Source organism: Streptomyces sp. NPDC057565 (assembly GCF_042801455.1).
In the GTDB taxonomy this organism is placed as follows: domain Bacteria; phylum Actinomycetota; class Actinomycetes; order Streptomycetales; family Streptomycetaceae; genus Streptomyces; species Streptomyces yanii.
The window spans coordinates 424,214-450,399 of record NZ_JBHVFU010000001.1 but is presented as its reverse complement, the minus strand read 5'-3'; the positions used below and the strand labels follow the sequence as shown (position 1 = coordinate 450,399).

Below are 26,186 nucleotides of genomic sequence, written 5' to 3'. Positions count from 1 at the left end.
TTTCCGGCCTGGCGACGGCGCTCATGTCGGTTTTCCGTCGCCGTCATTGCCGAGGGCGGATTTCATGAGCACGCGCCCACGAATCGCACCCCGAGAGGAGAACACGGCTGCATGAGGCTGTTTTCGAGGATGGGGCGAGCAGGGTTCTGTGTCTGGGCGGCCGCCGTCGGCAGGAAGCCGGATGCTGCGGCCGTCGTCGCGCCGAAGCGGTGACGAAGCGTCAAGAACCTGCTCACTACCGCGCTTCCAGACGATGGATCAACCGGACGGCATCGGCACTTTCCACCTCGAGCTGGTGCTCGCCGAGACGAGGAGTTCGACGGGATACGGTCCACGGGACTTTGTTCACCCCTTCAGTCGGATGACGGGTTTGCGCGGACGTTACGGCCGGCGGCACGGCTCCGTCATCGGTTGAATGTCGGGACGATCCCGGCGCGAGCCCAACGAATGTCGAATCGCGGTCGTCTTCACGCCAGACGGTGTCGCGGGGGCGATGCTCGATCCCCAAAGACGACGAGGCCACAGCCCATAGAGCTGTGACCTCGTCACCACAACGGCGATCGCGGTATTAATACATGACACTCCCCTATCGACCGCGCTTCTGCAGGCACTGATGCGGCATCACGGACTGCGTTGCTACGGCCAGCGCAGTGGGATGGCGACGTTCTGGGAGCCGGCGGCGGCGCTGCCGCGGGCCATGGCGCAATGCAGTGTGACGGGGCGGCCGTTGTGGTCGAAGAGGAGCTGGGGGCGTTCCAGCGAGCCGAGGGTGATCAGGGTGCCGTCGGTGAGCCTCAACTGCCTCAGCGAGACCACCGGGTGTGCGGCCGGCTTCCATGTGAGGCCGTCGGTCGAGGTGACCATGCCGAGTGCCCCATATTGGGGAGTGAGTGCGTGGGTCCGGTCGGCTCCCTTGTAGAAGTCCTTGACGATCGCGTAGAAGCGGCGGTCGGCACGGTCGTACCAGAGATACGGATCCTCCGCCTGGGTCTCGGCGGTGCCCAGGGCGGTGGCGGTGTAGGGGAAGGGGCCCTCGGGACGGTCGGACTGGCCGACGACGGTGATGTAGACCCCGTTGGCGTTCCAGGTCTTGTACGTCATGAGGAAGCGGGGACGACCGTCCACGGCGGGGGCCTCGGTGACGGACGGGTTGACCACCATCTGGAAGGTGTTCACGTAGTCGGGTCCGGCGATGGGGGTGTCGCTGCGGGTACCGCGGCCGGCGATCAGGTCCTCCAGGGTGCGGGCGCTGATCACACCGATGCGCTGGCCGGCGTGGTACTGCAGCCAGAGAGTGGGCTGCTTGGAGAACCACGGCTCGGGGGTGTTCGCCGGGTTGTTGGCGATGAAGTACAGGTAGTAACGGCCCTGGAAGTAGCGGATGTGCGGGTTGTGCGCGTTGTAGCGGTCCCAGCGGCCGGGGTCTCCCGTCCCCTGAACAACGGTCCGCACGTGCCGGTACGGACCCTGAGGGCCCGGCGAGACCGCGACGGCGATCTCGCTGTACTTCATCCAACCGCTGAAGCCGTAGAAGATCTTCTCCGAGGGGTCCGGACCGCGGCCGGCCGAACCCTCCTGCCAGCGTGAATAGAAGAGGTAATACGCGCCGTCGCGGCCACGGATAGGGGCGCCGCACCAGGTGTACCAGCCCTCGGTACCGAAGATCTGCACCCCTGGGTCGACCGGCTGAATCGCTGCCTGGAAATCCGGGGAGGACGGACCGGCCGAGTCATCGGCGCCCACCAGTCCACCAGGGGAGGTGGCGGCCAGTGCCGCCGGGCCGCTGAGGGCGGTGGCGGCCACGGCCGTCGATATCGTCGTGAGTGCTCTGCGTCGCGTGATGCCATTGCTGCCGTTCAAGGCCAGCTCCTTTCGGTCCTTGGGGCTCTGCGTCCTGCATCGGCCCCTCTGAAGTTCCTCGACTTGCCCTGTGCCCTTGCCTGCTCGCGGAGTTGGGCAACGGGGAGGAGATCTGACACCGAGGTGCAGCTCCCCGATGACGGACGCGAGACTGCGCACCTCGGTGCCGGGTGACAGGGCACTCCTGCGGCTGTCGTAGGTACGGCGATCGCCGGAGCGCCGATCAACCGTGCTGTCGAAGGCGTGAGAGGCCTCCATGCCGCGGGGCGACTGCGGTTCCTATATGATTTGCCGCCGACCGGAGGAACGTCAAGATGCGGGGCGGGAGAGATCCAACCGGGACCGGCGAAGCCCGCCGTCCTTCAGGCCTGAACGCACGGACCGCGCCCCGGCACACTCGCCATACCGGCCGCGGTAGCACAAAGGGCCCGCTGTCAGGGATTTGAGGGCTTCATAGCTGTCGATCGACGCCTGCGCCCGGATAGTTCGGGCGCCATTGAGAAGGCGCCCGAACCGGCCTCGCGAAGGGCGGGCACACCTTCGGGGGCACGCCCACCCTTCTCCTGACCAACGCAGATCCTATACGATTTTGTAGGCTCTTTCGGCCGGCGAGTGGTCGGTTCGCCACCTGGACGTGAGGCGTCATGTCGGGATTGCGCTGTCGTGCTGCGGCGTCGTTGCGTCCCTCCGCAGACCGTGGCGACCATCGACGAGGCGACGGCCGCGGCCGACGTGCGCGGCGTCACCCAGGCATCGGCGGCCCGCCCAGGTGCGTACCCCTGGACAGCGCGGATGGCTCCGGCACGTACTACGTCGCCGAAAGCATCGCCCCGGCTCGTTGCGACGGGGCGGGCCGCCCTGCTGCCGCGCAGATCGGCGGTGGAGCCGACGCTCGGGCGCTACCGGAAGTCTTCGGGAATCTGTGGACGGTGCCGTGCCGTAGCTGCGGCCGGGCCCGCAGATCCCCGCACTCCTCGCGTTCAGGTGGTGACGTCGTACGAACCGTCTTGCGTCGGGTCGATGTCGGGGGTGCCGTGGTCGGCATCGCCCAGCGCGGGCAGCAGTCGCTGCCGGGCCCGCCGGATGTGGCTGCGCATGGCCGCCGCTGAAATGTCCGGGTCCGCCTCGCGCAGCGCCTCCAGGATGCGCTCGTGCTCCACGCACGTCGCCTCGGCACTCTCTTCACGGAAGTGGAGTCGGTAGAGGTGCGCGTGCGCATGAAACCGCCGCAGCGTGTCAGCCATCAGCGCATTGCCGACGGCGTTCGCGATCCGGGCGTGGAACAGCGCGTCCTGGAGGAAGAAGAGACGCAGAGTCTCCCGGCTCGCATCATGCTGCACCCTGCGCATCTCGCGGAGGTGCTCCTCAAGGGCGAGCAGGTCGTCGGCTGTGATGCGGGTGGCCGCCCGGGCCGCCGCGACGGGTTCCAGGAGCAACCGCATCTCGAACAGGTCACCGAAGTCCGCGCTGGTCATGAGCGGCGCCGCCGTATAGCCGGCCAGGGAGCGCTTGACCACCAGGCCATCGGATTCCAGCCGCGCCAGCGCCTCGCGGACAGGCGTGGGCGAGACGTCCAACTCGGCAGCAAGGCCGTTGATGTTGAGCTTGGTCCCAGGTTCGATCTCATGACTGACCAGCCGCTGCCGGATCATGTCGTAGACCGTCTCGGCCAGGATCAGGCGTCCCGGTGCCGAAGCCATCGTGCCCCCTTGTGTCGCTGCCTCTTCTCACTCTATCCAGCTCAAAGATCATATACGATCAATGAAACCGCGCCGTGGACGAGTGCTGAGCACACACGCCCCCCACGGGACGCCTTCCACCCGGAGAAGCGAGCCGGGGAACCCTCGCACTTCGCAGGAAAATGCTTATGTGGAAGCCAGGATCCCCGGCGGTTCCGCAGCCTTCATCTCGATTGAGTCACGGCTCTTGACGGTCTGGGATCGGAAGGCCCAAGCTCCTCGAAAAATATACGATCCATCGAATCGTAAGGAAGCTGAACCATGAAGCGTTCGCTCATTCCCCAGGCGAGGCTCGTCATCGGAGCATCCGTGATACTGGCGGTGGCTCTCACCGGCTGCAGCACCAAGGGCTCGGCGTCGGCCGGCGATCAGGCCACGCCGGCCGCGAAGACAGCGACGTCGAGTGTCAAGGTCGCGTTGGTGCCGGGCGGAGCCCACCCGTACTTCCAACCGTGGAGCGCCGCCGGCGCCAAGGCCAAGGCCGACTTCGGGCTCGGTGACGTGACGTTCAACGAGACGGCCGAGTGGGACCAGAACAAGCAGAACGGCCTGCTGACCTCGCTGGCGGCGCAGGGCTACAACGCCTTCGGTATCTTCGGGGTCTCACCGACCGACATCAACGCCACGTTCAGCGACCTGAAGTCCAAGGGATTCGCGGTCGGGTCACTGGGCTCCTGCCCGACCGGTGATGCCGACAAGGCCGACTTCTGTCTGTCGACCGATGTCGAGCAAGCCGCGTACAAGGCCGCGAAGGCAGCCATCGACGCGATGGGCGGACACGGCACTCTCGTCCACCTCACCGGCAACAACGTCGACTCCAACACCCAGCGCCGGATCGCCGGGGTGAAGAAAGCCGTCGACGAGACCAACGGCAAGGTCAAGCTGCTGACGACCGTCACCGACACCGACAAGGACCTGCAGACGGCGCAGAAGGCGGTCTCGGACCTGCTCACCAGTCACGGCTCGAAGGTCGACGGGATCGTCTCGACCGCCTACAACCCGGCGGTCGCGGCTGCCGCGGGAGTGAAGGCCGCCGGCCTGCCGATCAAGGTCATCGCCATCGACGACGACCCGAAGATCCTCGCGGGCATCAAGAACGGCTCGGTCGCCGCAACGGTCACCCAGAATCCGGTCGGCCAGGCATACGTCGGTGCGTGGGCACTCGGTCGGCTTCAGAGCAAGGCATGCACGGTGCGCACCCCCGGTGTGGTGATCGACTCCGGGTCCTTCGTCGTCACCCGCGCCAACGTCGCCGGCTACGACACCGAGCGTGAGGCCAAGACCCAGCAGCTGCTCAGCGACTTCAAGACCGACGTCCTGTCCTGCTCCTGACCAGCAGCGCGCACTGCCGTCCGGCTGACCCGCGGGACCGCCGGACGGTTCCAGCCACCGAAACCAAGGACATGAGAATCATGGCCAAGATCGTCGAAGCTACCGCCTACCTGGCCGACATCGAAGTGGAGACGCTTCGAACCGACGCTGTCCAGGCGTTCCTCAAGCAGGAGACGGTTTTCGTCGACCTGACAATCGACGACGGCAGTACCGGCACCGGCTACTCGTACACCATCGGCACCGGCGGGACGTCTGTGCTCGCGATGCTCCGCGAGCACCTGCTGCCGCGGCTGATCGGCGCCGACGCCGCCCAGATCGAGCACATCTGGTTCGACCTGTTCGCCTCCACCCGGGCCACCACGGTCGGCGCGATCACCTCACTCGCGCTGGCCGCGGTCGACACCGCTCTGTGGGACCTGCGTTGCAAGCGCGCCGGAGAGCCGCTGTGGCAGCTGGCCGGCGGCTTCCGCCCACGCGTACCGCTCTACGACACCGAAGGCGGATGGCTGCACCTGTCGACCGAGGAGCTGGTGCAGGGAGCCCTCGCCTCGCAGGCCGCCGGCTGGCAGGGAGTGAAGCTCAAGGTCGGCAAGGAGCGCGTCGACCAGGACCTCGAACGGCTGAGCGCGGTACGCGACGCGGTGGGCCAGGGCCTCGACATCATGGTCGACGCCAACCAGTCGATGACCTACGCCGAGGCCCGACGGCGGGCCGCGGCCTTCGAGCCCCTCGGCCTCGCCTGGTTCGAGGAGCCGCTGCCCGCCGATGACGTGGCGGGCCACGTCGCCCTCGCCCGGTCGACCTCGATACCCGTCGCGGTGGGCGAATCCCTCTACTCCGCCGCGCAGTTCCGCGACTACCTCGCCCGTGGCGCGGCGTCCATCGTGCAGGTCGACGTGGCACGGGTCGGCGGTATCACGCCGTGGCTGAAGGTCGCCCACCTCGCCGAGACCTTCAACGTCGACGTCTGCCCGCACTTCCTCATGGAGCTGCACGTGAGCCTGGTCGCCGCGATCCCCAACGGGCGCTACGTCGAACACATCCCCCAGCTCCGGGCCGTCACCCGCAGCCCGATGCTCGTCGAGGACGGGCACGCGGTCGCGCCCGACGCCCCGGGCCTGGGCATCGCATGGGACCTCGACGAGATCGACAACCGGAGGAAGGCATGACCACGGTCCGAGTGGACGAGAACAAGCAGCCCGCCGAACCGCGGTCGGCCGAAGAGCACTCAGCCGAAGAGCAGTCGTCGGCTCGCCGCTCCGCACCACGCTCGCCCGGCTTCGCTCAGCGAGTGGGCCTGCTCCTGGTGATCGCCGCCCTGGTCGTGCTCTTCGGCTCGATGCGCGGCGCGTTCTTCGACCAGCAGCTGGTCGTCTTCCCGCTGCTCCGGGACATCGCGACGATCACGGTGGTGGGCCTCGCGCAGCTGGCCGTGCTGTCGATCGGTCACATGAACCTTGCGGTGGGTCGGATGGCCGCGTTCTCCGCGATGTTCATGGGCTTGGCCTATCAGAACTGGCACCTGCCGCTCTACGTGGGCCTCGTGATCGGACTTGCCGCGGGTGCCGCGATCGGCGCGCTGACGGGCTGGATCATCACCGCCACCGGCGTCAACTCCTTCGTGGTGACGCTGGCCATGGACTTCGCCCTGCTCGGCCTGGTGTCCCTCGTCTACTCGCAGTTCGCCACCATGGCGGCCTTCACGGCCAAGCCGGCGGGCATGGCGGAGCTGCGCGACTACTCCTTGGCCGATATCTGCGTCGGCCAGGTCTGCGGATCCCCGGCTGTCCCGCAGCTGATGCTGTTCACCCTCGCGGCCATGGGGCTCGTCGGTTACCTCTACAGCCGGACCCGGCTGGGTCGCGAGCTGCTCGTGGTCGGCTCGAACATCACCGCCGCCAACCTTTCCGGGATCCCGGCGGGACGCCGGGTCGTCACCGCGCACGCCCTCTCCGGGACGCTGGCCGGGCTGGCCGGATTCATGCTCGCCGTCACCTCCGGATCGTTCACCGCCGGTATCGGCAGCGAGTTCATGATCCCGTCCTTCCTCGGGCCGGTGCTCGGCGGCACCCTGCTCACCGGCGGTGTCGTGTCCGTCATCGGCACGTTCCTCGGCACCTCACTGGTCCAGGTGATCCGCCAAGGGCTCACCACGCTCGGCGTCGGCCTGGAGAACCTCAACATCTACCTGGGCGTGATCCTCCTTCTCGCGCTCTCCACCGAACGGATCAGGACCGCGGTCTCGACCAGGAGGACGGTGTCATCCTCATGAGCATCCAGACAGCACCCGACATGAGCACGCGGAGCATGCCCGGGGCGGGCGTACGGCGGTTGCCGCGGCTCGGCCGCTCGACGGAGGCGACCCTCGCGGTCGTCAGCGTCCTGGCGTACGCGGGGCTGGTCGCCGGCTCGCACGGCAGCTTGCTGCACGGCAACGCGGTACGCGGTGTCCTGGTCTATCTGACCGTCCCGATCCTCATCGGGCTCGCCCAGCTCGTCGTCCTCGCCGTCGGGCAGATGAACCTCTCGGTCGGCGCGCTGGGCGGCTTCCTCTCGGTCTCCATCGGCGCGCTCATGGCCGACCACGGCGTCCCCACAGGCGTCGCCGTCGCCATTGCCCTGGCCGGAGGTGCGGCCATCGGAGCGGCCAACGGCCTGCTCGTCGTGACCACCCGGATCAACGGCTTCATCGTCACCCTGGCCGCCATGACGATCCTGGGCGGCCTGCAGTACAAGGTCGCAGGGACGCGCACCATCGACCTCCCTGAAAGCTCGCTCAGCAGGCTCGGATCCGCGAGCTTCCTCAACGTCCCGGTGATCTTCCTGATCGCCCTGGCGACCGCCGCGATCCTGGCCTTCTTCCTGCGCCGGGCCACGGCCGGACGGCGGCTGCTGGCAAGCGGGGGCAACCCGCTGGCCGCGAGGCTGTCGGGGATATCCAACGACCGCTCGCTCATCCTGGCGCACAGCATCTCGGGGCTCGTCGTCGGCATCGCCGCGGTGCTCACCGCAGCCTCGGCACCGGGGGTGAACACCAGCATCGGTGTGGACTGGCTCCTGCCCAGCTTCGCGGCGCCGATCATCGGAGGCGCCGCGCTCGCCGGCGGCGCGATCTCCGTCCTCGGCACGGTCCTGGCGGCCTTCGTGGTCCGGCTCGTCGACGTCGCCCGAGCGCAGTACTCACTCGACCCCAGCTGGGTCAACTTCACCGTCGGGGCGGTCGTCCTGGGCACGGTGATCCTCGGTCGGCTCCGCGAGACCCGACGAGCCCGCGCCGCGCGGCGTCCCGCCGCCGACGCGCCGCAACAGCACACCACCGGGAGCCCCTCGTGACCGAACGAAAGCCCGCACTCCTCGCCGCAGGCCTGGTCAAGCGGTTCCCCGGGGTCCGAGCCCTGGACGGCGCCACCCTGCGCATGGACCCCGGTTCGGTCCACGCTCTCCTCGGGGAGAACGGCGCCGGGAAGTCGACCCTGATCAAGATCCTCACCGGGGTGCACCGCCCCGACGCAGGGACCCTGTCCCTGGCCGGCCGTCAGATCACGCTCCACTCGCCGCTCGACGCGGTCAGGGCAGGCATCGGTGTCGTCCACCAGGAGCGCAATCTCGTGCCCGAGTTCTCCGTCGCGGAGAACACCACCCTGCACCGCACACCCACCCGCCGCGGGCTCGTCGACCGCGACCGGATGCGCGAGGACGCGCGTCGCTGCCTCGAGTTGATCGGCCTCGACCTGGACGTCGACACCCCGGTGAAGGAGCTGTCGGTCGCGCAGATGCAACTCGTGGAAATCGCCAAGGCACTGTCGGGGGACAATCGCGTCCTTCTGCTGGACGAGCCGACCTCGGCGCTGACCCTGGCCGAGGCCGACCGGCTGCTGGAGGTGGTCCGGCGACTGCGTGACCAGGGCACGTCTATCCTGCTGGTCAGCCACAAGCTGGAGGAGGTCTTCGCGGTCGCCGACACCGTCACGGTGTTGCGCGACGGTGCGTCGGTGCTGGAAGCGGCCCCGCTGGCCGCGCACAGCCGCGACGAGGTGGTCGGACTGATGGTCGGCCGCAGCCACCAGCAGGTGACGTTCCCCCCGCGGACCCGCGACGAGGAGGGGCCGGCCGCGCTGGAACTCGACTCCGTCTCCACCGCGTCCGGGCATCGCGACGTCAGCCTCGACGTGGGCCGCGGCGAGATCGTCGGGCTCTACGGCCTGGTCGGCGCGGGGCGTACCGAGTTGGCGAAGGCAGTACTGGGCCTGGACCGGATCACCGGCGGCCGGATCCTCGTGGCCGGACAGGAGGCCCGCATCGGCAACGTCGGTCAGGCGCTCAACACCCACCGCATCGGCTACGTCCCGGAGAACCGCAAGGAGGAAGGTCTCTTCCTCGACCAGCCGTTGACGATGAACATCGCAGCCACGGTCTGGCCCCGCATCCGCAGGGCTCTGGGCTACGTGGCCCGGCGGCGGGAACGCTCTCTCGCCGAGGAGTACACCGAGCGGCTGGGGATCAGGACGTCCGGAACCGGACAGCTCGTCGGCCAGCTGTCCGGCGGCAACCAGCAAAAAGTCAGTCTGGCCAAGTGGCTGGCCGCCGACACCGAGATCCTCATCATCGACGAGCCCACCGTCGGCATCGACATCCGTACCAAGGCCGCCTTCCACCAAGTGATCTGGCAGCTCGCCGCCGAGGGCATGGCGATCCTGCTGATCACCAGCGACCTGCCGGAGATGGTGACACTCGCCGACCGCATCGTCGTCATGCGGGACTTCAAGGTCACCGGAACCGTCGACAACAGCCACGACTACGCCGAGACGAGCCAAGCCGTGATCGGCCTCGTGCACCACGTCGACCGACCGGCCGCATGACAGAGAAGTGGTGAATCCATCCATGCGCAGATTCGGCATGGTCATCGCAGCGAGGCCCGAAAAGCTGGAGGAGTACAAGCGGCTGCACGCCGAGCCGTGGCCCGGTGTCCTGGCAGCGTTGCAGGCGCATCACATCACGAACTACTCCATCTTCCACAACGACGGATTGCTGTTCGCCTACTTCGAGTACCGGGGCGACGACTTCGCCGCTGACATGGCCTCGATCGCCAGGGACCCGGTGACACAGGAGTGGTGGAAGCTCACCGACCAGTGCCAGCGACAACTGTCGACAGCGCGCGAGGGCGAGTGGTGGACGGAGATGGAACAGGTATTCCTCATGGAGTAGCTGACCGTGCCCGACCGTTCGGCCACCAAGGCCCCGCACATTCACCCGATGCATGCAGACAGAGGCATGCGAGCCATGGAGGCCCGGCCTCCGCACCACTGGAAGGTACGACATGAAGCTGCTGCGTCTCGGCGCACCCGGCGAGGAGGTCCCGGCCGTCCTCGGCGACGACGGCCGCGCGTTCGCCCTTTCGGGCCTGACCCGTGACATCGACGGGGCATTCCTCGCCTCCGGCGGACTCGACCGGGTACGCGACGCCCTGGCCCAGGGCGGGCTGCCCGTACTCGAGACAACGGGCCTGCGGATCGGCGCGCCGATCGCCGGTCCCGGCAAGGTCGTCTGCGTCGGCCTCAACTACCGCGATCACGCGGAGGAGACCGGGGCCGCCGTCCCCGAACGGCCGGTGGTCTTCATGAAGGACCCGGCAACCGTGGTCGGGCCGTACGACCGGGTGCTGATCCCCCGCGGCTCGGTGAAGACCGACTGGGAGGTCGAACTTGCGGTCGTCATCGGCAAGGAGGCCCGCTACCTGGCCGACCCCGACGAGGCCGCGGAGTGCATCGCCGGCTATGCCATCAGCAATGACGTCTCCGAGCGTGAATTCCAGCTCGAGTACTCCGCCCAGTGGGACCTCGGCAAGTCCTGCGAGACCTTCAACCCGCTGGGCCCCTGGCTGGTGACCCAGGACGAGGTCGGCGACCCGCAGGCGCTCGGCCTGCGGCTGGCCGTCAACGGCGAAGTACGCCAGGACGGCGACACCAAGAACATGATCTTCGGCGTCCACTACCTCGTCTGCTATCTGAGCCAGTACATGGTGCTCCGGCCGGGCGACGTGATCAACACCGGAACGCCGGCCGGTGTGGCCCTCGGCCTTCCGGGGACCCCGTACCTGCGCGCGGGCGATGTGGTGGAGCTGTCCATCGACGGCCTCGGCACCCAGCGCCAGACCTTCATCAGCGCGTGACAGCCGGCACCTGCCGCTGCTCACAAGACTGCTTCCACAGCAAAGAAACCTGATGGTCAATCATCATCCCGACGGAGAGGTCGCAGCATGACCAAGGATCTTGACGGGCTCACCGCGCTCGTCACCGGCGGCGCCTCCGGCATCGGCCTCGCCACCGCCACCCTGCTCGCCGAGCGCGGCGCGCGGGTGGCCGTCCTCGACCTCGCCCCGGAAACGGTGAGCGAGCCCCTGGTCGGCTTCACCGCCGACGTCGGCGACGACGCCTCGGTACGCGCGGCCGTCCAGCAGGCGGCCGAGGCCTTGGGCGGGGTCGACATCCTCGTCAACAACGCCGGCATCGGCGCAGCCGGGACGGTGGAGGACAACCCCGACGACCAGTGGCACCGCGTCCTGGACGTCAACGTCCTGGGCATCGTCCGCACCACTCGGGCCGCCCTGCCGTACCTGCGCCGCTCGGACCACGCCTCGGTGGTCAACACCTGCTCGATCGCCGCCACCGCCGGACTGCCGCAGCGCGCGCTGTACTCGGCGAGCAAGGGCGCGGTGCTGTCGCTCACGCGTGCCATGGCCGCCGACCATGTCCGCGAGGGCATCAGGGTCAACTGCGTCAACCCCGGAACGGTGGACACCCCGTGGGTTGGGCGCCTGCTCGACGCCGCCGAGGACCCGGAGGCCGAACGCGCCGCACTCGACGCCCGCCAGCCCCACGGCCGCCTGGTCACCGCCGAGGAGGTGGCCGCCGCTGTCACCTACCTCGCCTCGCCCGCCGCGGCCTCCGTCACCGGCACGGCCGTCGCGGTGGACGGCGGCATGGCCGGCCTGCGACTGCGGCCGAGCACCCGATGAGGAGGGATACCGCCATGCGACAAGCACAGCTCGGCCGCAGCACCGCGACGGTCACCCGGCTGTCCTTCGGGGCCGCCGGGATCGGCAACCTCTTCGCCCCGGTCACGGACGAGTCCGCCGCCCGGACGGTCCAGGCGGCCTGGGCGGCGGGCATCCGCTCCTTCGACACCGCACCCCACTACGGACTCGGCCTCTCCGAGCGCCGCCTGGGCGCGGCCCTGCGCGACCGCCCCCGGGCGGAGTACACCGTCGCCACCAAGGTCGGCAGGCTGCTGAAACCCGTTCCACACCCGGCAGGTGACGATCTCGCCCACGGCTTCGCCGTGCCGGCGACCCACCGCCGGGTGTGGGACTTCAGCGCCGACGGCGTGCGGCGCAGCCTGGAGGCCAGCCTGCAACGGCTCGGTCTGGACCGCGTGGACATCGTCCATCTGCACGACCCCGACGACCACTTCGCCGAGGCCATCGGCCAGGCCTACCCGGCACTTGAACAGCTGCGCGCGGAGGGCGTGGTGCGCGCGATCGGCGTCGGCATGAACCGGTCCGAGATACTGGCCCGCTTCGTCCGCGACACCGACATCGACGCTGTGCTGCTGGCCGGACGGTACACCCTGCTCGACCAGGGTGCGATGGCCGAGCTGCTGCCCGAGGCGGCCCGGCGCGCCGTGTCGGTCGTCGTGGGTGGCGTCTTCAACTCCGGAGTCCTGGCAAACCCGAGGCCCGGGGCCACCTTCGACTACGCCGCTGCCCCACCCGAACTCGTCGACCGCGCCCTGCGGATGCAGACCATCTGCGAGCGCCATGGCGTGCCGCTGCGCGCGGCGGCAGTCCGATTCGCCCTCGCCCCGCAGGCCGTCGCCGGCGTGCTGATCGGTGCCCGGTCGGCCGAGGAGGTCGCCGACGCCGCCCGGCTGCTCAGCCTGGACATCCCGGACGCGCTCTGGCAGGAGCTGCGGACCGCAGGCCTGCTGCCCGACCACCTGCCCTTCCCGCAAAGAGACCAGCCGCCATGCGCATAGCGCTGTTCGTCACCTGTTTCAACGACACGCTCTTCCCCGGAACCGGCCGAGCCGGTGTCAGTCTGCTCGAACGGCGCGGCCACACGGTGGAGTTCCCGCTGGAGCAGACCTGCTGCGGCCAGATGCATGTCACCACCGGCCACCGCCCGGACACCGTGCCGCTGGTAGCCCGGTTCGCGCGGACCTTCCGGCACTACGACGCCGTCGTCACCCCGTCCGCCTCCTGCGCCAAAATGGTGAGGGAGAACCACTCGACGCCGACCGAGGAATACGGCGACGCCGCGCTCCGGTACGAGGTCTCCGATCCGGTCCCGCGGGTCCACGAACTCACCGAGTTCCTCACCGACATGTTGCAGGTAACCGACGTGGACGGCATCCACGGTCCCCGCACTCTGGACCTCATCACCGTCACCACGGAGGAACTGTGACCGACCGCCGGATCATCGACGCACACCACCATGTCTGGGACCTGAAGGTCCGGCCGCAGGGCTGGATCACAGGTGAGGACCTCGCCCCGCTGAACCGGTCCTTCGCCGTCGCCGACCTCGAGCCCGAGGCCCGCGCAGCGGGGGTCACCGCCACCGTCGTGGTGCAGACCGTCACCGTGCCGGCGGAGACCCCCGAGCTGCTGGCCCTGGCCACCGAGGGCGGACTCGTCGCCGGGGTGGTCGGCTGGATCGATCTCACCGCCCCGGACGTCGCCGACGCCCTTGACAGGCTCCGCGAACAACCGGGCGGGGACAGGCTGGTGGGTATCCGGCACCAGGTTCAGGAGGAGCCGGACCCGCACTGGCTGCTGCGCCCGGACGTCCGGCGCGGTCTGCTCGCCGTCGCTGCTTCCGGTCTCGCCTACGACCTCGTCGTCAAGCCGCACCAACTGCCCGCCGCCGTCGCCGCAGCGGCCGGCCTGACCGGGCTGACCTTCGTCCTCGACCACCTGGGCAAGCCCCCCATCGCCACCGGCGCGCTCGATCCCTGGTCGAACGACCTCCGGAAGTTCGCCGCGCTGCCCAACACCGTGTGCAAACTCTCCGGCCTGCTCACCGAAGCCGTCCCCGGCAGTTGGCGGATCGAGGACCTTCAGCCCTACGTCGAGACCGCGCTGGAGGCATTCGGACCCCAGCGTCTGCTTTTCGGCTCCGACTGGCCGGTATCGACGCTGGAAGCCGGCTACAGCGAGGTCGTGCGCATCACGGACCGACTCACCGACTCGCTCAGCCCGGTCGAGAAGGACGCCCTCTTCCGCCTGAACGCGATGCGCGTCTACAACCTCGGCGGGTAGCGACAGAGAGCGAATACGAAACCCGCCAGGACGGGGCGTGAGCGTCAGGAATTCATGGCGGCTCGGTCGGACTCACTGCGCAGAACGCAGAATTCGTTACCTTCGGGATCAGCAAGGATGACCCAGCCTGAACCATCGGGATTCCGGTGATCGGCGACAAAGGTGGCACCGAGACCCAGCAGCCGGTCCACCTCCTGATCACGCGAGGTCTCAGGGCGCAAACACAGATGGATCCGGTTCTTGATCGTCTTGGCCTCGGGCACCTGGTTGAAGTGCAGCACCGGGCCCTCCGCCAGCAGCACCTGAGTCTCGCGGGCACCCGGCCTGTCCTCCGGATGCTGCGGACGACCAGTCACATTGCTCCAGAACCGGGCCAGCTCGTAGGCATCCGCACAGTCGATCGCTATGTTCTGCAATACCGAGATCATGCGCGCGAGCCTTCCTGATCTCCACGCCGAACGCCACCGAGTTGCGTCGGTGCTCGTCGTTGTGGACAGCGGGAACCACGCCGGGTGCTCGGTGTCCATGGTGATCCGGTGGGTCGCCGGGTCGGGGATGGCCGGCAGGTTGCTACCGGGACACAGTGACGGCGCACTGAGCTGACGTCAGTTCCCGGCCGTCTTCGGCAAAGGCGACGGCGTAGTTCCCAGGTGCGACGTCGGTGCCGACGCTCAGGCGGACCGTTTCCGAAGCCTCGAGCGGGCCCGAGGCTCGCAGACGGCCCTGGGTGCGCTCGGCCGTGAGTCCCTGGGGCGTAGTGAGTGTCCACTCCACGTCGTGCCCCTGGAAGTCGACATCCTGCGCCGTGATCGTCACATCGACGGAGGCCCCCTGCTGCACGCTGAACCGGATCTGCGGCAGGTAGCCCCACGCCGGGGAGCGGTACTCCTTGGCAATCTGCTGCCGGGTGACCTGTTCGCCGTAGCGAGGGGTCGTGTAGGCCGATTCGAGCTGGATGCCGTTGAAGCGGTGCCGCTGGGTCAGTCGGCGGTAGAGGGCCATCGCCTGCTGCTTGCCCGCCTGATCGCCGACCTGGGTGTACCGCGTGATGTCGATGTCGGCCAGGGCGAGTTCGCAGCCCCAGGCGAGCCGGTCGAGGACGATCGCGGCGGCACTGCTCCGGTCGGTCTTCGCTCGCGCCGCGGCGACGTCGGCCGCGGCAGCCTGGTACTTGGTCCGCAGGGCCGTCGCTTGACCGGGCGTATTGAGGACGTCCGGGTCGTCCGCGGTGCGCGGCACCCTGGTAGTAGCTGAACTGCGGTGCGAAGAAACCGACTCCGAGCTGCTCCAGCAGCGCGTATGTCGCGTGCACCACGCCTCGGTCGCCCACCCCGCCCAGCAGTACACCGAGCGGCGCGGCGCTGAGCAGGTAGGTGTCGGTGGCCTGGTCGCGCAGCCGTGTGTCGGCCTCGGTCAGCAACACCTGCGGGAAGGCGGTTGCCTGGCGTTGACTGCCGGGGAGCACGAGCACTCCGGAGGTTGCCGTCTGCGGCTGCTGTTGGGGCTGTGCACGCAGGATCCGAAGGCGGGCACCGCTCATCTTCTCCACGTAGTCGGCCAGTTCAGAGGCCGCGAAGCGTGCGGTGGCGCCGCCCCACCACAGCACCGTCGCCTTGCCGAGGCCGCCGTGCACGAGCGGGAACGCGACCACGGTGCCGCTGTCGTCCGAGGCCCGGGCCGGCGTCCCGACGGTTGTCATGACGACGGCTCCGGTCACGCCGACAAGGAACGTTCGACGCTTGAGGTGCTGCATGACGCCTCCTGGTGTCGGGCATTGCGTGTCATGGATGCGGGGGTACAGGCCTGACCGGCGTCTTGCGCCGGTGGCGTGTGATGTCACTGTCTGCAGCGGAGGCTCGTACGAGCGTCGGACGGTGCGGGGTCCCGCGATGTGTGCGGCGAGGCAGTGACGGAACAGGATCAAAAATTATTCCGAAAACAGATCGTATTGAGTGCGGGGCGACGACAAGAGGTCTACACCGGAATCCCTTCTTGGACGGTTGCAGCCGGCCCGGTCCCTCCCAGTCGCGGCCCCCGCGCCCGGCCGTCGCTTCCCGTTCCCAGACCCACGGCGACCTGCGCATCAGCGGTGCCACGCGGGTATTGGTCAGGACGGACGGAGTGTGTTCACCCGGACCCGTCCGCCACTACGGAAGCACGACTCGCTGCACTCGGAGGCCCCTGCCGCGGCAGCGGTGATTTCTTCCAGACTTTGCCCGAATAACGAACAAGAGCGCATCATGCTGCGGTGACTACTACTCCTGCCCGCCGCAACAGGTCGGCCTACGATGATCTGGTTCTCGCAGAGCTTCGCCGATCGGGTGCGCTCAGCCGCGCAGAGCTGAGCCGGCGCACCGGCCTGCCCAAAACCACGCTGTTCAGCATCGTCGCCGGACTCCTCGAAGGCGGCGTCCTGGTCGAGCAGAGCGCCGACGACACCGCAGGGCGCGGCCGCGGTCGGCCGGCGACCCGGGTCGTGCTCAATCCCTCCGCCGGCCTGTACGCGGGGTTCGACATCGGCCGCAACCGGATGCGCCTCGTCATCGTCAACACCTCGCACGAGGTGGTGGCCAGCGGCATGCACGACCTGCCTTCCGCGGTGCGCGCCGACATAGTGGCCCCCGCGGCGGCGGACCTGCTGCGACGGACGGCCGATGAGGCGGCGGTCGCCCCGTCGACACTGACCGCGATCGGCGCGGGCCTCGTCGGACTCGTGGGCGTCGAGTGGAAGCCCGAGGAGATCGAAGCGCTGCGGACGTGCATGGCCGAGGAGTTCGGGGTGCCGGTGGTGCTGGGCAACAACTCCCGCGCCGAGGCCCTGGCCGAGGCGACCTGGGGCGCGGGACGCTCGGTGGAGGATCTTGTGTATGTGCGCTGGTCCACCGGAATCGGCGGCGGCTTGGTGGTCAGCGGTCGAGCTGTGACCGGGGCGCACGGGCGCGCGGGCGAGATCGGCCATGTGAGCGTTGATCCCAACGGGAAGCCCTGCCACTGCGGTGGCCGGGGCTGCCTCGAAGGGGTCGCCGGAGGCGCGGCACTGCTGGAACAGTGCGCCCGACAGGGTCTTGCCCTGGCCGACCTGGATGCCCTGATCGCCGCCGTGCGCAACCTTTCCCCGACGGCGACCCGAGTGGTCTCCACCGCTGCCGACCGGCTGGGCCGGGTACTTGCCGGAACTGCGGCGCAACTGGATCCGTCGCGGATCGTGGTGGGAGGGGAGTTGGCGCAGCTGGGGTCGCTGGTCCTGGACCCGATCCGCCAGGCGATCAGCCGGCTGACCCTGCCGCGTGCGGCGGAACGGGTGGATGTTGTGCAGGCGGATCTGGGAGTCAACGCCGCGGCCCTCGGGGCGGTGACCCTACTGCTTCGGGACGGGACGACAAGCACGTGAGGCAATGGTCGGCGGTGACAAACCACCTACCTCTTGTGAGCCAGACCTTCTCTGAATATGATCCGATCCTGGAAAAAGCGCTGCCGAGAACTTTCCGCCACTTCCTCCCGCGGCCCGGCCTGATGCGCTGTCCCACCCACTCCTGCAACCGCTACCGGGTCGCCGCCCGCACCTCCAACGCTCCCGACAGCTCCGCCGGTCACATCGGATTCCGGTGCGCCTACTCCGACTGACCCGCAAACACCCGATGCTCTTCGTCGAGTTGCCCGAATCCGTCTCTTAGGGCAACGCTGTCGACGAAGCGCAGGAAGGTGAAGCGGGCGCGGTCGGACTGACGGGCTCCCGGGCAGTTGCTCCAGGCCGCGGGTGCAGGAGGCGGCATCGCGGACCACGGGCAGCCGGCCCTGGCCGTCTGACTCCCACAGCGTCTGCAGCGTGCGGGTCGGAAGACCTGCGCGACCATCGACGTGACGGACCGGGTAGGTCAGCGAGGCCCGGCGGCCGACACCGTCCGAGTGAGGGCCACCGCCGGCCGGGCAAGCCCGCCCCCATGACGGCCAAGGCCGCCTTCAGCGCGACCAGCCGCGCGGAGATCTTCCACGCGGCTGGTCCCCCTTGCCTGACATGGGAAACGTGTGACTCCCCTACCGCTGAACTGAGGTCGACCCATGCGCTGTAGTCCGGTCAACAGCGGAAGGCATTCATGTGCCGGTCCCCCATTTGACGCAGCACCCCACAACCGCTGCAAGAGGAAACGAGTGGCGTATTTATGACACGGCGAATTACGCCATCCACTCAACAGGATTCTCCGATGAACCCTCACCAATTGCCCGGCTCAGCCGCACCCAGACGTGTTTCAGACCCCCTGTTCGACCGGACAAGCCCGCTGACCGGTAAGTAGACGGCCTCTCAGCCGCAGCCAAGTCAACAAACCGAAACGGGGAGTTCAGCGGTACTGCGGTAGCCCGCCCCTGGGCTGGGCTGATTTCCGAACAGACCGTCGGACCCGGGTTCCGGGACATATGGATGTCATCAGTTAGTCATATGCGCTTCGGTGATCTACAGTCAGCGATTCATCGAAGTTCCCTAATTTCTCGGCTCGTTGTGTCTCCGCCTTTGTGAGGCGGTTCTGGTTCCATACCTGGAGAGCGCCGCATGCCATTTCCCGAACATTCCGTCAGCCGTCGAGCGATCCTCGCGGCCGGCGTCACTGCGGCAACCGCGGTCGCGCTCAACGCGCCGCGCGCCATGGCCGCCACCGCGCCACCGGCCCCTGCCGCCGAGACCGGTTGGGTGAACTCCACGCTCAGCCGGATGACGCTGGAGGAGAAGGTCGGCCAGCTGTTCACCACCCGCGTGTACGGCGAGTCCGCGGACACCAGCGACCCCGACGCGGTCCGCACCAACCAGTCCTTCCTCGGAGTGGACAATGCGGCACAGGCCGTGGCCCGCTACCACCTCGGTGGCTTCGTGTACTTCGCCTATGCCGGCAACACCCGTGCGCCCGAGCAGGTCGCCGGACTCTCCAACGGCGTCCAGCGGGTGGCCCTCGAGCAGCCGTCACGAGTGCCGCTGCTGCTGAGCATCGACCAGGAGCAGGGTGCGGTGGTGCGGCTGGGGCCGCCGGCCACCCAGTTCCCCGGCAACATGGCCCTCGCCGCCGGACGCAGCGTCGCCGACACGGGCATCGCTGCCGGCATCACCGGGCAGGAGTTGCGGTCCGTCGGCGTCAACCAGAACCTCGCGCCGGTGGCCGACGTCAATGTCAACCCGGCCAACCCGGTGATCGGAGTGCGCTCCTTCGGCGAATCCCCCGAGCTGGCCGCCGAGATGGTGGCCGCGCAGGTGCGCGCCTACCAGGCCGCCGGTGTGGCCGCGACCGTCAAGCACTTCCCCGGCCACGGCGACACGGCGGTCGACAGCCACAGCGGACTGCCGGTCATCAACCACTCCCGCACGGAGCTGGACCGGATCGACCTGCCTCCGTTCAGGGCCGCCATCGCTGCCGGCGCCGATGTGCTGATGACCGCTCACATCGTCGTGCCGGCGCTCGACCCGTCCGGCGACCCCGCCACCCTGTCCCACCCGATCCTCACCGGGCTGCTGCGCGAAGAGCTCGGCTTCGACGGCGTCGTGGTGACCGACTCGCTCGGTATGGCCGGCGTACGGCAGAAGTACGGCGACGAGCGAGTGCCGGTGCTCGCGCTCAAGGCGGGCGCCGACATGCTGGTCAACCCGCCGGTGATGCGGATCGCCTACGAGGCGGTCCTGGCCGCGGTCCGCAGGGGTGAGCTCACCGAGCGCCGCATCGAGGAGTCGGTGGCCCGGGTGCTGCGGCTGAAGTGGCGCCGCGGAATCGTCCGCGCGCCGTTCGTCGGCACCGCGGACGTCGCGGACACGGTCGGCACACCGGACCACCTCGCCGTCGCGCAGCGGATCACCGACCGCACCACGACGTTGCTGCGCGACGAGGCCGGCGCGCTCCCGCTCGGACCGACGGACCGGGTGCTTATCACCGGATGGGACGACCCGGCGGCGCCGACGACCACCGCGGCCCTGGGCCGGGCGCTCACCGACCGGGGCCTGGCGATGGACGTCCTGAGCACCGGGGCGAAGCCGTCCCGGGCGCGCATCGACGCCGCCGTCGCGGCCGCGCGGTCGCACGGCGCCACGGTGGTGCTCACCAACCGCGCGGCCGCCGATCCCGGCCAGCAGCAGCTGGTCGAGGCGCTGCTGGCGTCCGGTGCCCGGGTCGTCGTGGTGGCCGTGCGCGACCCGTACGACGTGATGTGTTTCCCCGAGGTGCCCACCTACCTCACCACCTATGCGTTCAACGACGTGGCGATGCGCTCCCTCGCCGGGGTGCTGACCGGGGCGATCCAGCCCGCCGGACGACTGCCCGTGACCATCCCCGATCCCACCCGTCCGGGAACGCCCCTGTTCCCGTTCGGTGCCGGCCTCACCATCATCTGATCGATCCGGAGTAGACATGAAGCTCGATTTCCGACGTCCCGTCCGCGGCAGCCGTGCCGCCGCTGCCGTACTCGCAGTCACCGCCGTGCTCGCCTCGGTGGCACCGGCGACGGCCGCGGACGCCAACGTCCCCGGGTCGCAGGCCCCGGCGGTGTCGCTGCGGGTGGCGACCTACAACATCCACGCCGGGGCCGGCGAGGACAACGTCTTCGACCTCGACCGCACCGCCGAGGCGATCCGCGGTCTGCGCGCCGACGTGGTCGGCCTCCAGGAGGTCGACGTGCACTGGGGTGCCCGTAGCAATTTCGTCGACGAGGCCCGTTCGCTGGCCGATAAGCTGGACATGCAGGTGTTCTTCGCACCGATCTACGACATGGACCCGGCCACCCAGGGCGGGGACCGGCCGCAGTACGGCGTCGCTGTGCTGAGCCGCTACCCCATACTCGAGGCCGAGAACCACGACATCACCCGGCTCTCCACCCAGACGCCCAATCCGGTGCCGGCCCCGGCGCCCGGCTTCGCCGAGGTGACGGTCAACGTCAATGGCTCGCACGTGCACGTCTACGACACGCACCTGGACTACCGGGGCAACCCGTCGGTCCGCAAGGCCCAGGTGGCGGACATGCTCGATGTGCTTGCGGCCGACTCCGGCCCGAAGGTCCTGGTCGGCGACTTCAACGCCGAGGCGAAGGCCCCGGAGTTGGCGCCGCTGTGGCAGCATCTGCGGGACACCGCACCGAACATCGGCGGGACGTACCCGGCGATCAACCCGGTCAAGCGCATCGACTTTGTGACCGTCTCCCCTGACATCACCGTGGTGGGTGCCCAGGAAGTCGCGACGGAGGCGTCGGACCACCGCCCCGTGGTCACGGACCTGGAGCTCCACCAGCGCGGCCGCTAACCGCTCGAGGCCCGGCAACGCCCCGGCAGAACGCCGACCGCAGCCCCGTCCACGCTGCCTCCTGCCCGGCAACGGCGGCAGCGCGGACACGGGTTGCAGGCGCAACAGCTCCACAACAGGGCAATCGCGAACTCATCAACCCCTGCCCTCCCCGGCCGGGCCGGCCCGGCCGGGGAGGGCCTGTTCGACGGCAGCGCTCCCGCCCGAGACCCTGCCGGGCGGCGCAGCGGAGTCCCTCGCCTCCACAGGCCATGGTTCACAAGGAATTCATCCGAGGTAACGCGGGGGGCCGCGTCACGCCTGCGCGGCCCGCCTAACTTCTCGCCTGTTCCGGGCGTTTGCACTCCATAAGGGAAGCCCGGAATGCGCAGTACGCACGAAAGGAAAGTGCTTCAACATGCAAATGTTCCGGAGAACACGGGACCACCGTCCAGCCATCGCCGCCGGCGTTGCCGTCATCTCGGCCGGGCTGCTCCTCCCGATGCTCGGAAGTCCCGCAGCAATCGCCGACTCCACCGCGGCGGCCCCGGTCCCGCACCCCGTTCAGTATGTGGACCCGCTCATCGGCACCAGCAACGGCGGCAACACCTACCCCGGCGCCAATGTGCCGTTCGGGATGATCGCCTGGTCGCCCACCAGCACCGCGGGCGACCAGACCAACACCGCCGCCGCCAACGGGTACTCCTACAACACCACCCGTCTGCGGGGCTTCTCCCTCACGCACATCAACGGCGCGGGGTGTCACCCGGGAGCAGCCGGTGACGTGCCGGTCATGCCGTTCGCCGGCGCTGTGGACTCCTCGCCCACCGCCGACACCAAGGACGCGAAGTACGCGGCGAACTTCTCGCACGCGAACGAGAAGGCCGAGCCGGGCCGTTACCGGGTGGGCCTCGACTCGGGTGTCACCACCGACCTGGCGGTCAGCGAGCGAGCCGGCGTGGCCGACTTCACCTTTCCCAAGGACAAGCCCGCCAACCTGCTGTTCCGGGTCTCCAACTCTCTGAACGGCAGCGAGGACGCCCACGTCGACATCGACACCGCGCACAACAAGGTCACCGGCTGGGTGGAGACCGGCGCGTTCTGCGGCAGGCGCGCCAACGGCGGTACGCCCAACAACAACCGCAAGAGCTACTACCGCTTGTACTTCACCGCCGCCTTCGACCGCGGCTTCTCCGGCGTGGGTACCTGGCACGACGACAAGCTCTCCCCCGGGTCCACCAGCGCCGACGGTGGCGAGGGCTACCTGACCGGCGCCGACCGGGCAGGCCGGGGCTCCGGCGGATACGTCTCCTTCGATCCGTCGACCGACAACGATGTCACCATGCGCGTCGGGATCTCCTACGTCTCCCTGGCCGGTGCGGAGGCGAACCTGCGCGGTGAGATCGCCCCGACCGCGAGCGTCGAGGACGTGGCGAAGGCCGGGAAGGGCGCCTGGGACAGGGCGCTGAAGTCCGTCAAGATCAGCGGAGGCGACGAGAGCCGCCGTGCCGCTTTCTACACCGCCCTCTACCACTCCCTGCAGCAGCCCAACCTGATCAGCGACCGCGACGGCACCTACGTGGGCATGGACCGCAAGGTCCATGCACTCGCCCGCGGCCAGAAGGCGCAGTACAGCAACTTCTCCGGCTGGGACCAGTACCGGGCCCAGGTGCAGCTGCTCGCCCTGCTCGAACCGCGCGTCGCGGGCGACTTCGCCCAGTCGCTGTACAACTTCGCGCAGCAGAACGACGGGGTCTGGGACCGCTGGGTGCACATCAGCGGCGCCACCCACGTCATGACCGGCGATCCCTCGGCGGCCACCCTGGCGACGTTCTACGCCATGGGCGTCCGCAACTTCGACGTCCAGGGCGCTTTCGACTCCCTGTACCGCCAGGCCACCGTGCCGCACCCGTCCGGGCTGTCCGACGCGGGCTGCCCGGGCCAGTGCGAGGGCAATCGTCCCAACCTCGCCCAGTACATGAAGTCCGGCTACGCCGCGCAGGATCAGTGCCACTGCTGGGGCGGCGCCGCCGAGACGCTCGAGGACTCCGTCGCCGACGCCGCTCTCGCACAGTGGGCCCAGCTGCTGGGCCGTGACGAGGAGTACAAGACGCTGAGCGAGCGCGGCGGCTACTGGAAGAACGTGTTCAACCCCGCTGCCACCCCGACCGCCGGCTACATCCAGGCCCGCAACGTCGACGGTTCCTGGGTGACCCCGTTCAACCCCGCCTCCGGCCTCGGCTTCGCCCAGGGCAGCGCCGCCACCTATCTGTGGATGGTGCCGCAGGACGTCCAGGGGCTCGCCACCGCCATGGGCGGACGCGACAAGGCAGCGGCCCGCCTGGACGACTTCTTCCACAAGCCCGACGGCTCCTGGTCCATCCGCGGCGGCGACGCCCTGCGCTACGACCCCACCAACGAGCCAGGCATCCACGCCCCGTGGCTGTACAACGCCCTCGGCAAGCCGTGGAAGACCCAGGAGACCGTCCGCCAGATCCTCAACACCGTGTACGGGACGGGCCCCGCCGGCCTCCCCGGCAACGACGACCTCGGCACCATGTCGGCGTGGTACGTCTTCGCGGCGCTCGGCATCTACCCCAAGGCACCGGGCTCGGCCGACCTGCTGCTGGGCACTCCGGTCTTCCCGCACGCCGTCATCGCGGGCGCCGGGGACCGGGAGGAGATCACGATCGACGCACCCCAGGCATCCCGTGCCAACCTGTACGTGGACTCGGCGACCCTCAACGGCAAGAAGCACAACTCCTCCTGGGCGGACGGCTCGCTCGTGCGCCGAGGCGGCTCCCTGTCGTTCGAGGTGAGCGACCGGGCCAACACCGGCTGGGCGACCGACCCGGGCACCCTGCCTCACTGATTCTGCCCCGGTGAGCAACAGCCGCGGTCGGTGGCAGGGCCACCGGCCGCGGCACCTGTGCAAGGCAGTTCGTGTCCACCAGGGTTCATGTGGTCCGGTTGTCGGCCGGCTCGGTTTCGAGCCAGCCCAGCCGCGCCGCCCGGTAGCCCAGTTGAATGCGATTCTGCACCTTCGCGATGTCCATCAGATTCCGGACCCGGCGCTGCACTGTGCGCAGGGAGCTGTTCAGTTGGGCGGCGATCGCTTTGTCGGCGAGGCCGGTCAGTGACAGGCTGAGGATTTGTGCGTCCAGGTCGTCGATGGCCGGCGCGTTGCGCAGGGCGCCTGCGGAGGTGGCAAACTCCGTTGCCTTCTCCCATTCGGACTCGAAGAGTGCTATCAGCGCATCAAGCAAGGTGCTCGCGTGCACGAGCAGGGCTCCCGGCTTTGTGGCACTGGCCGAACCGAGGAGGGGAACAAAGGCGAACTCTCGGTCCACGATGAAGAGTTTCAGTGGCACCGCCTCTGCGGTGCGGAACTCCTCTCCTTTGGCCCGCGCCTGGACGACCTCGTCGATCGGCAGGGCTCCCTCGTCGAGCAGCGCACGTTCGAGTACTACGCGGTAGCGGACGCCGCGCGCGATGACCGCGGCGTCGCTCATGTTGCCGACCGAAAGGACCGGCGCCTTGACGAGGTTCATGACCTCTTTCCGTGCGCCGAGTTGTATTTGTCCGATGCGCTCCCGGATGGCCTCCGCGCCGTGGATCACATCGACGATGTCCGCGGCGCCGCGCCCGAGGGCGGCCGCGCGGTAGATCTCGTCGAGGGAGTCGAGTTCGAGTTCCGCCAGCTTGAGCTCGTTCTGTCGCTCGATCAGCAGTGCCCGGAGCGCTGCCGCCGGTGGGGAGGCCACGAACCGGGTGGTGTCCCCGAGGCTGCGCGTGGCGAGTCCCCGGGCTTCGAGCATGCCGAGGATGCGCACGACCTGGCGGGTGTCGCAGCCGACGGACTCGGCAAGTTCGGCGGGAGTGGCAGAGGCTACCGAGATGAGCGTGCGGTAGGTCTCCGACTCTGCGGGGGTCAGTCCCAGCACGTCTGTCAGCATGTGTGCTCCTTGGCCTGTTTGTCGTCCCTGGCCGTTGAGCCGGGTGAGACGGCCGGGACGGGACTCACGTCCCGCCCCGGCCGTGGACCTGCGGGCCGGTTCACCGCTTCAGCGGTTCACCTCAGCCCAGTTGGTACGCCTTGGGGATGGTCTGCTTGACGGTGTCCTTCGCACTGTCGGTAGCGCTGATCCGCAGCCCGACCCCTGCCGGAGCCTCGTCACGGCTCGGGTGGTTGATGTCCACGGTGAAGGTGTTCTTCCCACTGGCCTTGACACTCGCCGACTTCCAGGTCTTACCGCCGTCGAAGCTGGCCTCCGCCCGCAACTCGGTCACGGTCGGTGGGGTGCTGAGCCGCTCCTGGTAGTAGCCGGTGACCGTGATGTGGTGAACACCGTCGGACTTGGCGGTGTTGTCCAGGTCCAGGCCCAGGTCGTACTTCAGGAAGATGAGCGGCTCGGGCCGGCACGGAAGACCGGGCTTCTTCTGGATGATGTCGCCGACGCAGGGCTGCGACGGGGGCGCGTCGTTCTTGGTCGGCTGCGCGGAGGTGTACTCCCACACGGTCTTGGTCCCGTTGGTCTCCGCCTGGAACGAGTAGCGGGCTGATTCCGCCGGCAGGTCGTAGGCGACGACGTCAGCGCTCAGCGCGCATCCCGTCAACGCCATCAGCGCGGCGGCCGCCACTGCCGCGAGGTTCGCCGTCCGGCGCCACCGTGATGGCGCACTGTTCATCGCAAC

Annotated in this window: 22 protein-coding genes; 16 read left to right on the top strand and 6 right to left on the bottom strand. The window is 68.8% G+C overall.

The window, feature by feature from the left end:
- Positions 1-636: 636 nt before the first annotated feature.
- Complete coding sequence (locus ACFU8W_RS01915) at positions 637-1,860, bottom strand: glycoside hydrolase family protein (RefSeq protein WP_384031326.1); 1,224 nt, start codon at positions 1,858-1,860, stop codon at positions 637-639.
- Between the two features lie 980 nt (positions 1,861-2,840).
- Entirely contained in the window at positions 2,841-3,560 is a 720-nt protein-coding gene (locus ACFU8W_RS01910; protein ID WP_384031324.1) for a GntR family transcriptional regulator, read from the bottom strand.
- Positions 3,561-3,860: 300 nt separating this feature from the next.
- Here ACFU8W_RS01910 and ACFU8W_RS01905 point away from each other — a divergent pair, with 300 nt between their 5' ends.
- The 11 genes from ACFU8W_RS01905 (at position 3,861) to ACFU8W_RS01855 (ending at position 14,247) form a co-directional block, all read left to right on the top strand.
- Positions 3,861-4,931 carry a sugar ABC transporter substrate-binding protein gene (locus ACFU8W_RS01905; RefSeq protein ID WP_384031323.1) on the top strand — a complete coding sequence of 357 codons (1,071 nt, stop codon included), beginning with the start codon at positions 3,861-3,863 and terminating at the stop codon, positions 4,929-4,931.
- Between the two features lie 80 nt (positions 4,932-5,011).
- Complete coding sequence (locus ACFU8W_RS01900) at positions 5,012-6,100, top strand: mandelate racemase/muconate lactonizing enzyme family protein (RefSeq protein WP_384031321.1); 1,089 nt, start codon at positions 5,012-5,014, stop codon at positions 6,098-6,100.
- Positions 6,097-7,203: an ABC transporter permease gene (locus ACFU8W_RS01895; protein WP_384031319.1), complete on the top strand. Its 1,107-nt coding sequence runs from the start codon at positions 6,097-6,099 to the stop codon at positions 7,201-7,203. Before ACFU8W_RS01900 ends, ACFU8W_RS01895 begins: the two co-directional genes overlap by 4 nt.
- The gene (locus ACFU8W_RS01890) at positions 7,200-8,264 is read left to right on the top strand and encodes an ABC transporter permease (protein ID WP_384031317.1); all 1,065 of its coding nucleotides are present in this window, start codon (positions 7,200-7,202) and stop codon (positions 8,262-8,264) included. Before ACFU8W_RS01895 ends, ACFU8W_RS01890 begins: the two co-directional genes overlap by 4 nt.
- Positions 8,261-9,790 (top strand): sugar ABC transporter ATP-binding protein, encoded by a 1,530-nt coding sequence (locus ACFU8W_RS01885; RefSeq protein ID WP_384031315.1) that lies wholly within the window; start codon positions 8,261-8,263, stop codon positions 9,788-9,790. Before ACFU8W_RS01890 ends, ACFU8W_RS01885 begins: the two co-directional genes overlap by 4 nt.
- 22 nt (positions 9,791-9,812) lie before the next feature.
- The gene (locus ACFU8W_RS01880; protein ID WP_384031313.1) at positions 9,813-10,136 is read left to right on the top strand and encodes an L-rhamnose mutarotase; all 324 of its coding nucleotides are present in this window, start codon (positions 9,813-9,815) and stop codon (positions 10,134-10,136) included.
- A gap of 112 nt (positions 10,137-10,248) precedes the next feature.
- On the top strand, positions 10,249-11,100 hold the full coding sequence (locus tag ACFU8W_RS01875; RefSeq protein ID WP_384031311.1) for a fumarylacetoacetate hydrolase family protein: 852 nt from the start codon (positions 10,249-10,251) through the stop codon (positions 11,098-11,100).
- Positions 11,101-11,187: 87 nt separating this feature from the next.
- Positions 11,188-11,946 (top strand): SDR family NAD(P)-dependent oxidoreductase, encoded by a 759-nt coding sequence (locus tag ACFU8W_RS01870; protein ID WP_384031309.1) that lies wholly within the window; start codon positions 11,188-11,190, stop codon positions 11,944-11,946.
- Between the two features lie 14 nt (positions 11,947-11,960).
- Positions 11,961-12,965, top strand: coding sequence for an aldo/keto reductase (locus ACFU8W_RS01865; RefSeq protein WP_384031307.1), 1,005 nt, complete (start codon positions 11,961-11,963; stop codon positions 12,963-12,965).
- The gene (locus tag ACFU8W_RS01860) at positions 12,956-13,393 is read left to right on the top strand and encodes a heterodisulfide reductase-related iron-sulfur binding cluster (protein WP_384031305.1); all 438 of its coding nucleotides are present in this window, start codon (positions 12,956-12,958) and stop codon (positions 13,391-13,393) included. The genes ACFU8W_RS01865 and ACFU8W_RS01860 overlap by 10 nt, the downstream gene beginning before the upstream one ends.
- A complete protein-coding gene (locus tag ACFU8W_RS01855) occupies positions 13,390-14,247 on the top strand; it encodes an amidohydrolase family protein (protein WP_384031303.1) in 858 nt (285 codons plus the stop codon). Before ACFU8W_RS01860 ends, ACFU8W_RS01855 begins: the two co-directional genes overlap by 4 nt.
- A gap of 44 nt (positions 14,248-14,291) precedes the next feature.
- On the opposite strand, the gene ACFU8W_RS01850 is transcribed toward ACFU8W_RS01855, so the two are convergent.
- On the bottom strand, positions 14,292-14,675 hold the full coding sequence (locus ACFU8W_RS01850) for a VOC family protein (protein WP_345519258.1): 384 nt from the start codon (positions 14,673-14,675) through the stop codon (positions 14,292-14,294).
- 142 nt (positions 14,676-14,817) lie between these two features.
- A complete protein-coding gene (locus tag ACFU8W_RS01845; protein WP_384031300.1) occupies positions 14,818-15,486 on the bottom strand; it encodes a hypothetical protein in 669 nt (222 codons plus the stop codon).
- On the opposite strand from ACFU8W_RS01845, the gene ACFU8W_RS01840 reads away from it, so the two are divergent.
- The 5 genes from ACFU8W_RS01840 to ACFU8W_RS01820 all read left to right on the top strand — a co-directional run bounded on the left by ACFU8W_RS01840 (position 15,476) and on the right by ACFU8W_RS01820 (position 24,363).
- A complete protein-coding gene (locus tag ACFU8W_RS01840) occupies positions 15,476-16,054 on the top strand; it encodes a hypothetical protein (protein ID WP_384031298.1) in 579 nt (192 codons plus the stop codon). The genes ACFU8W_RS01845 and ACFU8W_RS01840 overlap by 11 nt on opposite strands.
- 441 nt (positions 16,055-16,495) lie before the next feature.
- Positions 16,496-17,638, top strand: coding sequence for an ROK family transcriptional regulator (locus ACFU8W_RS01835; protein ID WP_384031296.1), 1,143 nt, complete (start codon positions 16,496-16,498; stop codon positions 17,636-17,638).
- A gap of 1,155 nt (positions 17,639-18,793) precedes the next feature.
- Entirely contained in the window at positions 18,794-20,611 is a 1,818-nt protein-coding gene (locus ACFU8W_RS01830; RefSeq protein WP_384031294.1) for a glycoside hydrolase family 3 protein, read from the top strand.
- A 16-nt stretch (positions 20,612-20,627) separates the two neighbouring features.
- The gene (locus ACFU8W_RS01825; RefSeq protein WP_384031292.1) at positions 20,628-21,512 is read left to right on the top strand and encodes an endonuclease/exonuclease/phosphatase family protein; all 885 of its coding nucleotides are present in this window, start codon (positions 20,628-20,630) and stop codon (positions 21,510-21,512) included.
- A 403-nt stretch (positions 21,513-21,915) separates the two neighbouring features.
- A complete protein-coding gene (locus ACFU8W_RS01820; RefSeq protein ID WP_384032036.1) occupies positions 21,916-24,363 on the top strand; it encodes a GH92 family glycosyl hydrolase in 2,448 nt (815 codons plus the stop codon).
- A gap of 85 nt (positions 24,364-24,448) precedes the next feature.
- Here the strand turns inward: ACFU8W_RS01820 and ACFU8W_RS01815 are convergent, their stop codons facing one another.
- Both ACFU8W_RS01815 and ACFU8W_RS01810 read right to left on the bottom strand, forming a co-directional pair.
- Positions 24,449-25,447, bottom strand: a complete 999-nt coding sequence (locus tag ACFU8W_RS01815; protein WP_384031290.1) for a helix-turn-helix domain-containing protein — start codon at positions 25,445-25,447, stop codon at positions 24,449-24,451.
- A gap of 121 nt (positions 25,448-25,568) precedes the next feature.
- Complete coding sequence (locus ACFU8W_RS01810; protein WP_384031288.1) at positions 25,569-26,180, bottom strand: hypothetical protein; 612 nt, start codon at positions 26,178-26,180, stop codon at positions 25,569-25,571.
- Between the last annotated feature and the right edge of the window lie 6 nt (positions 26,181-26,186).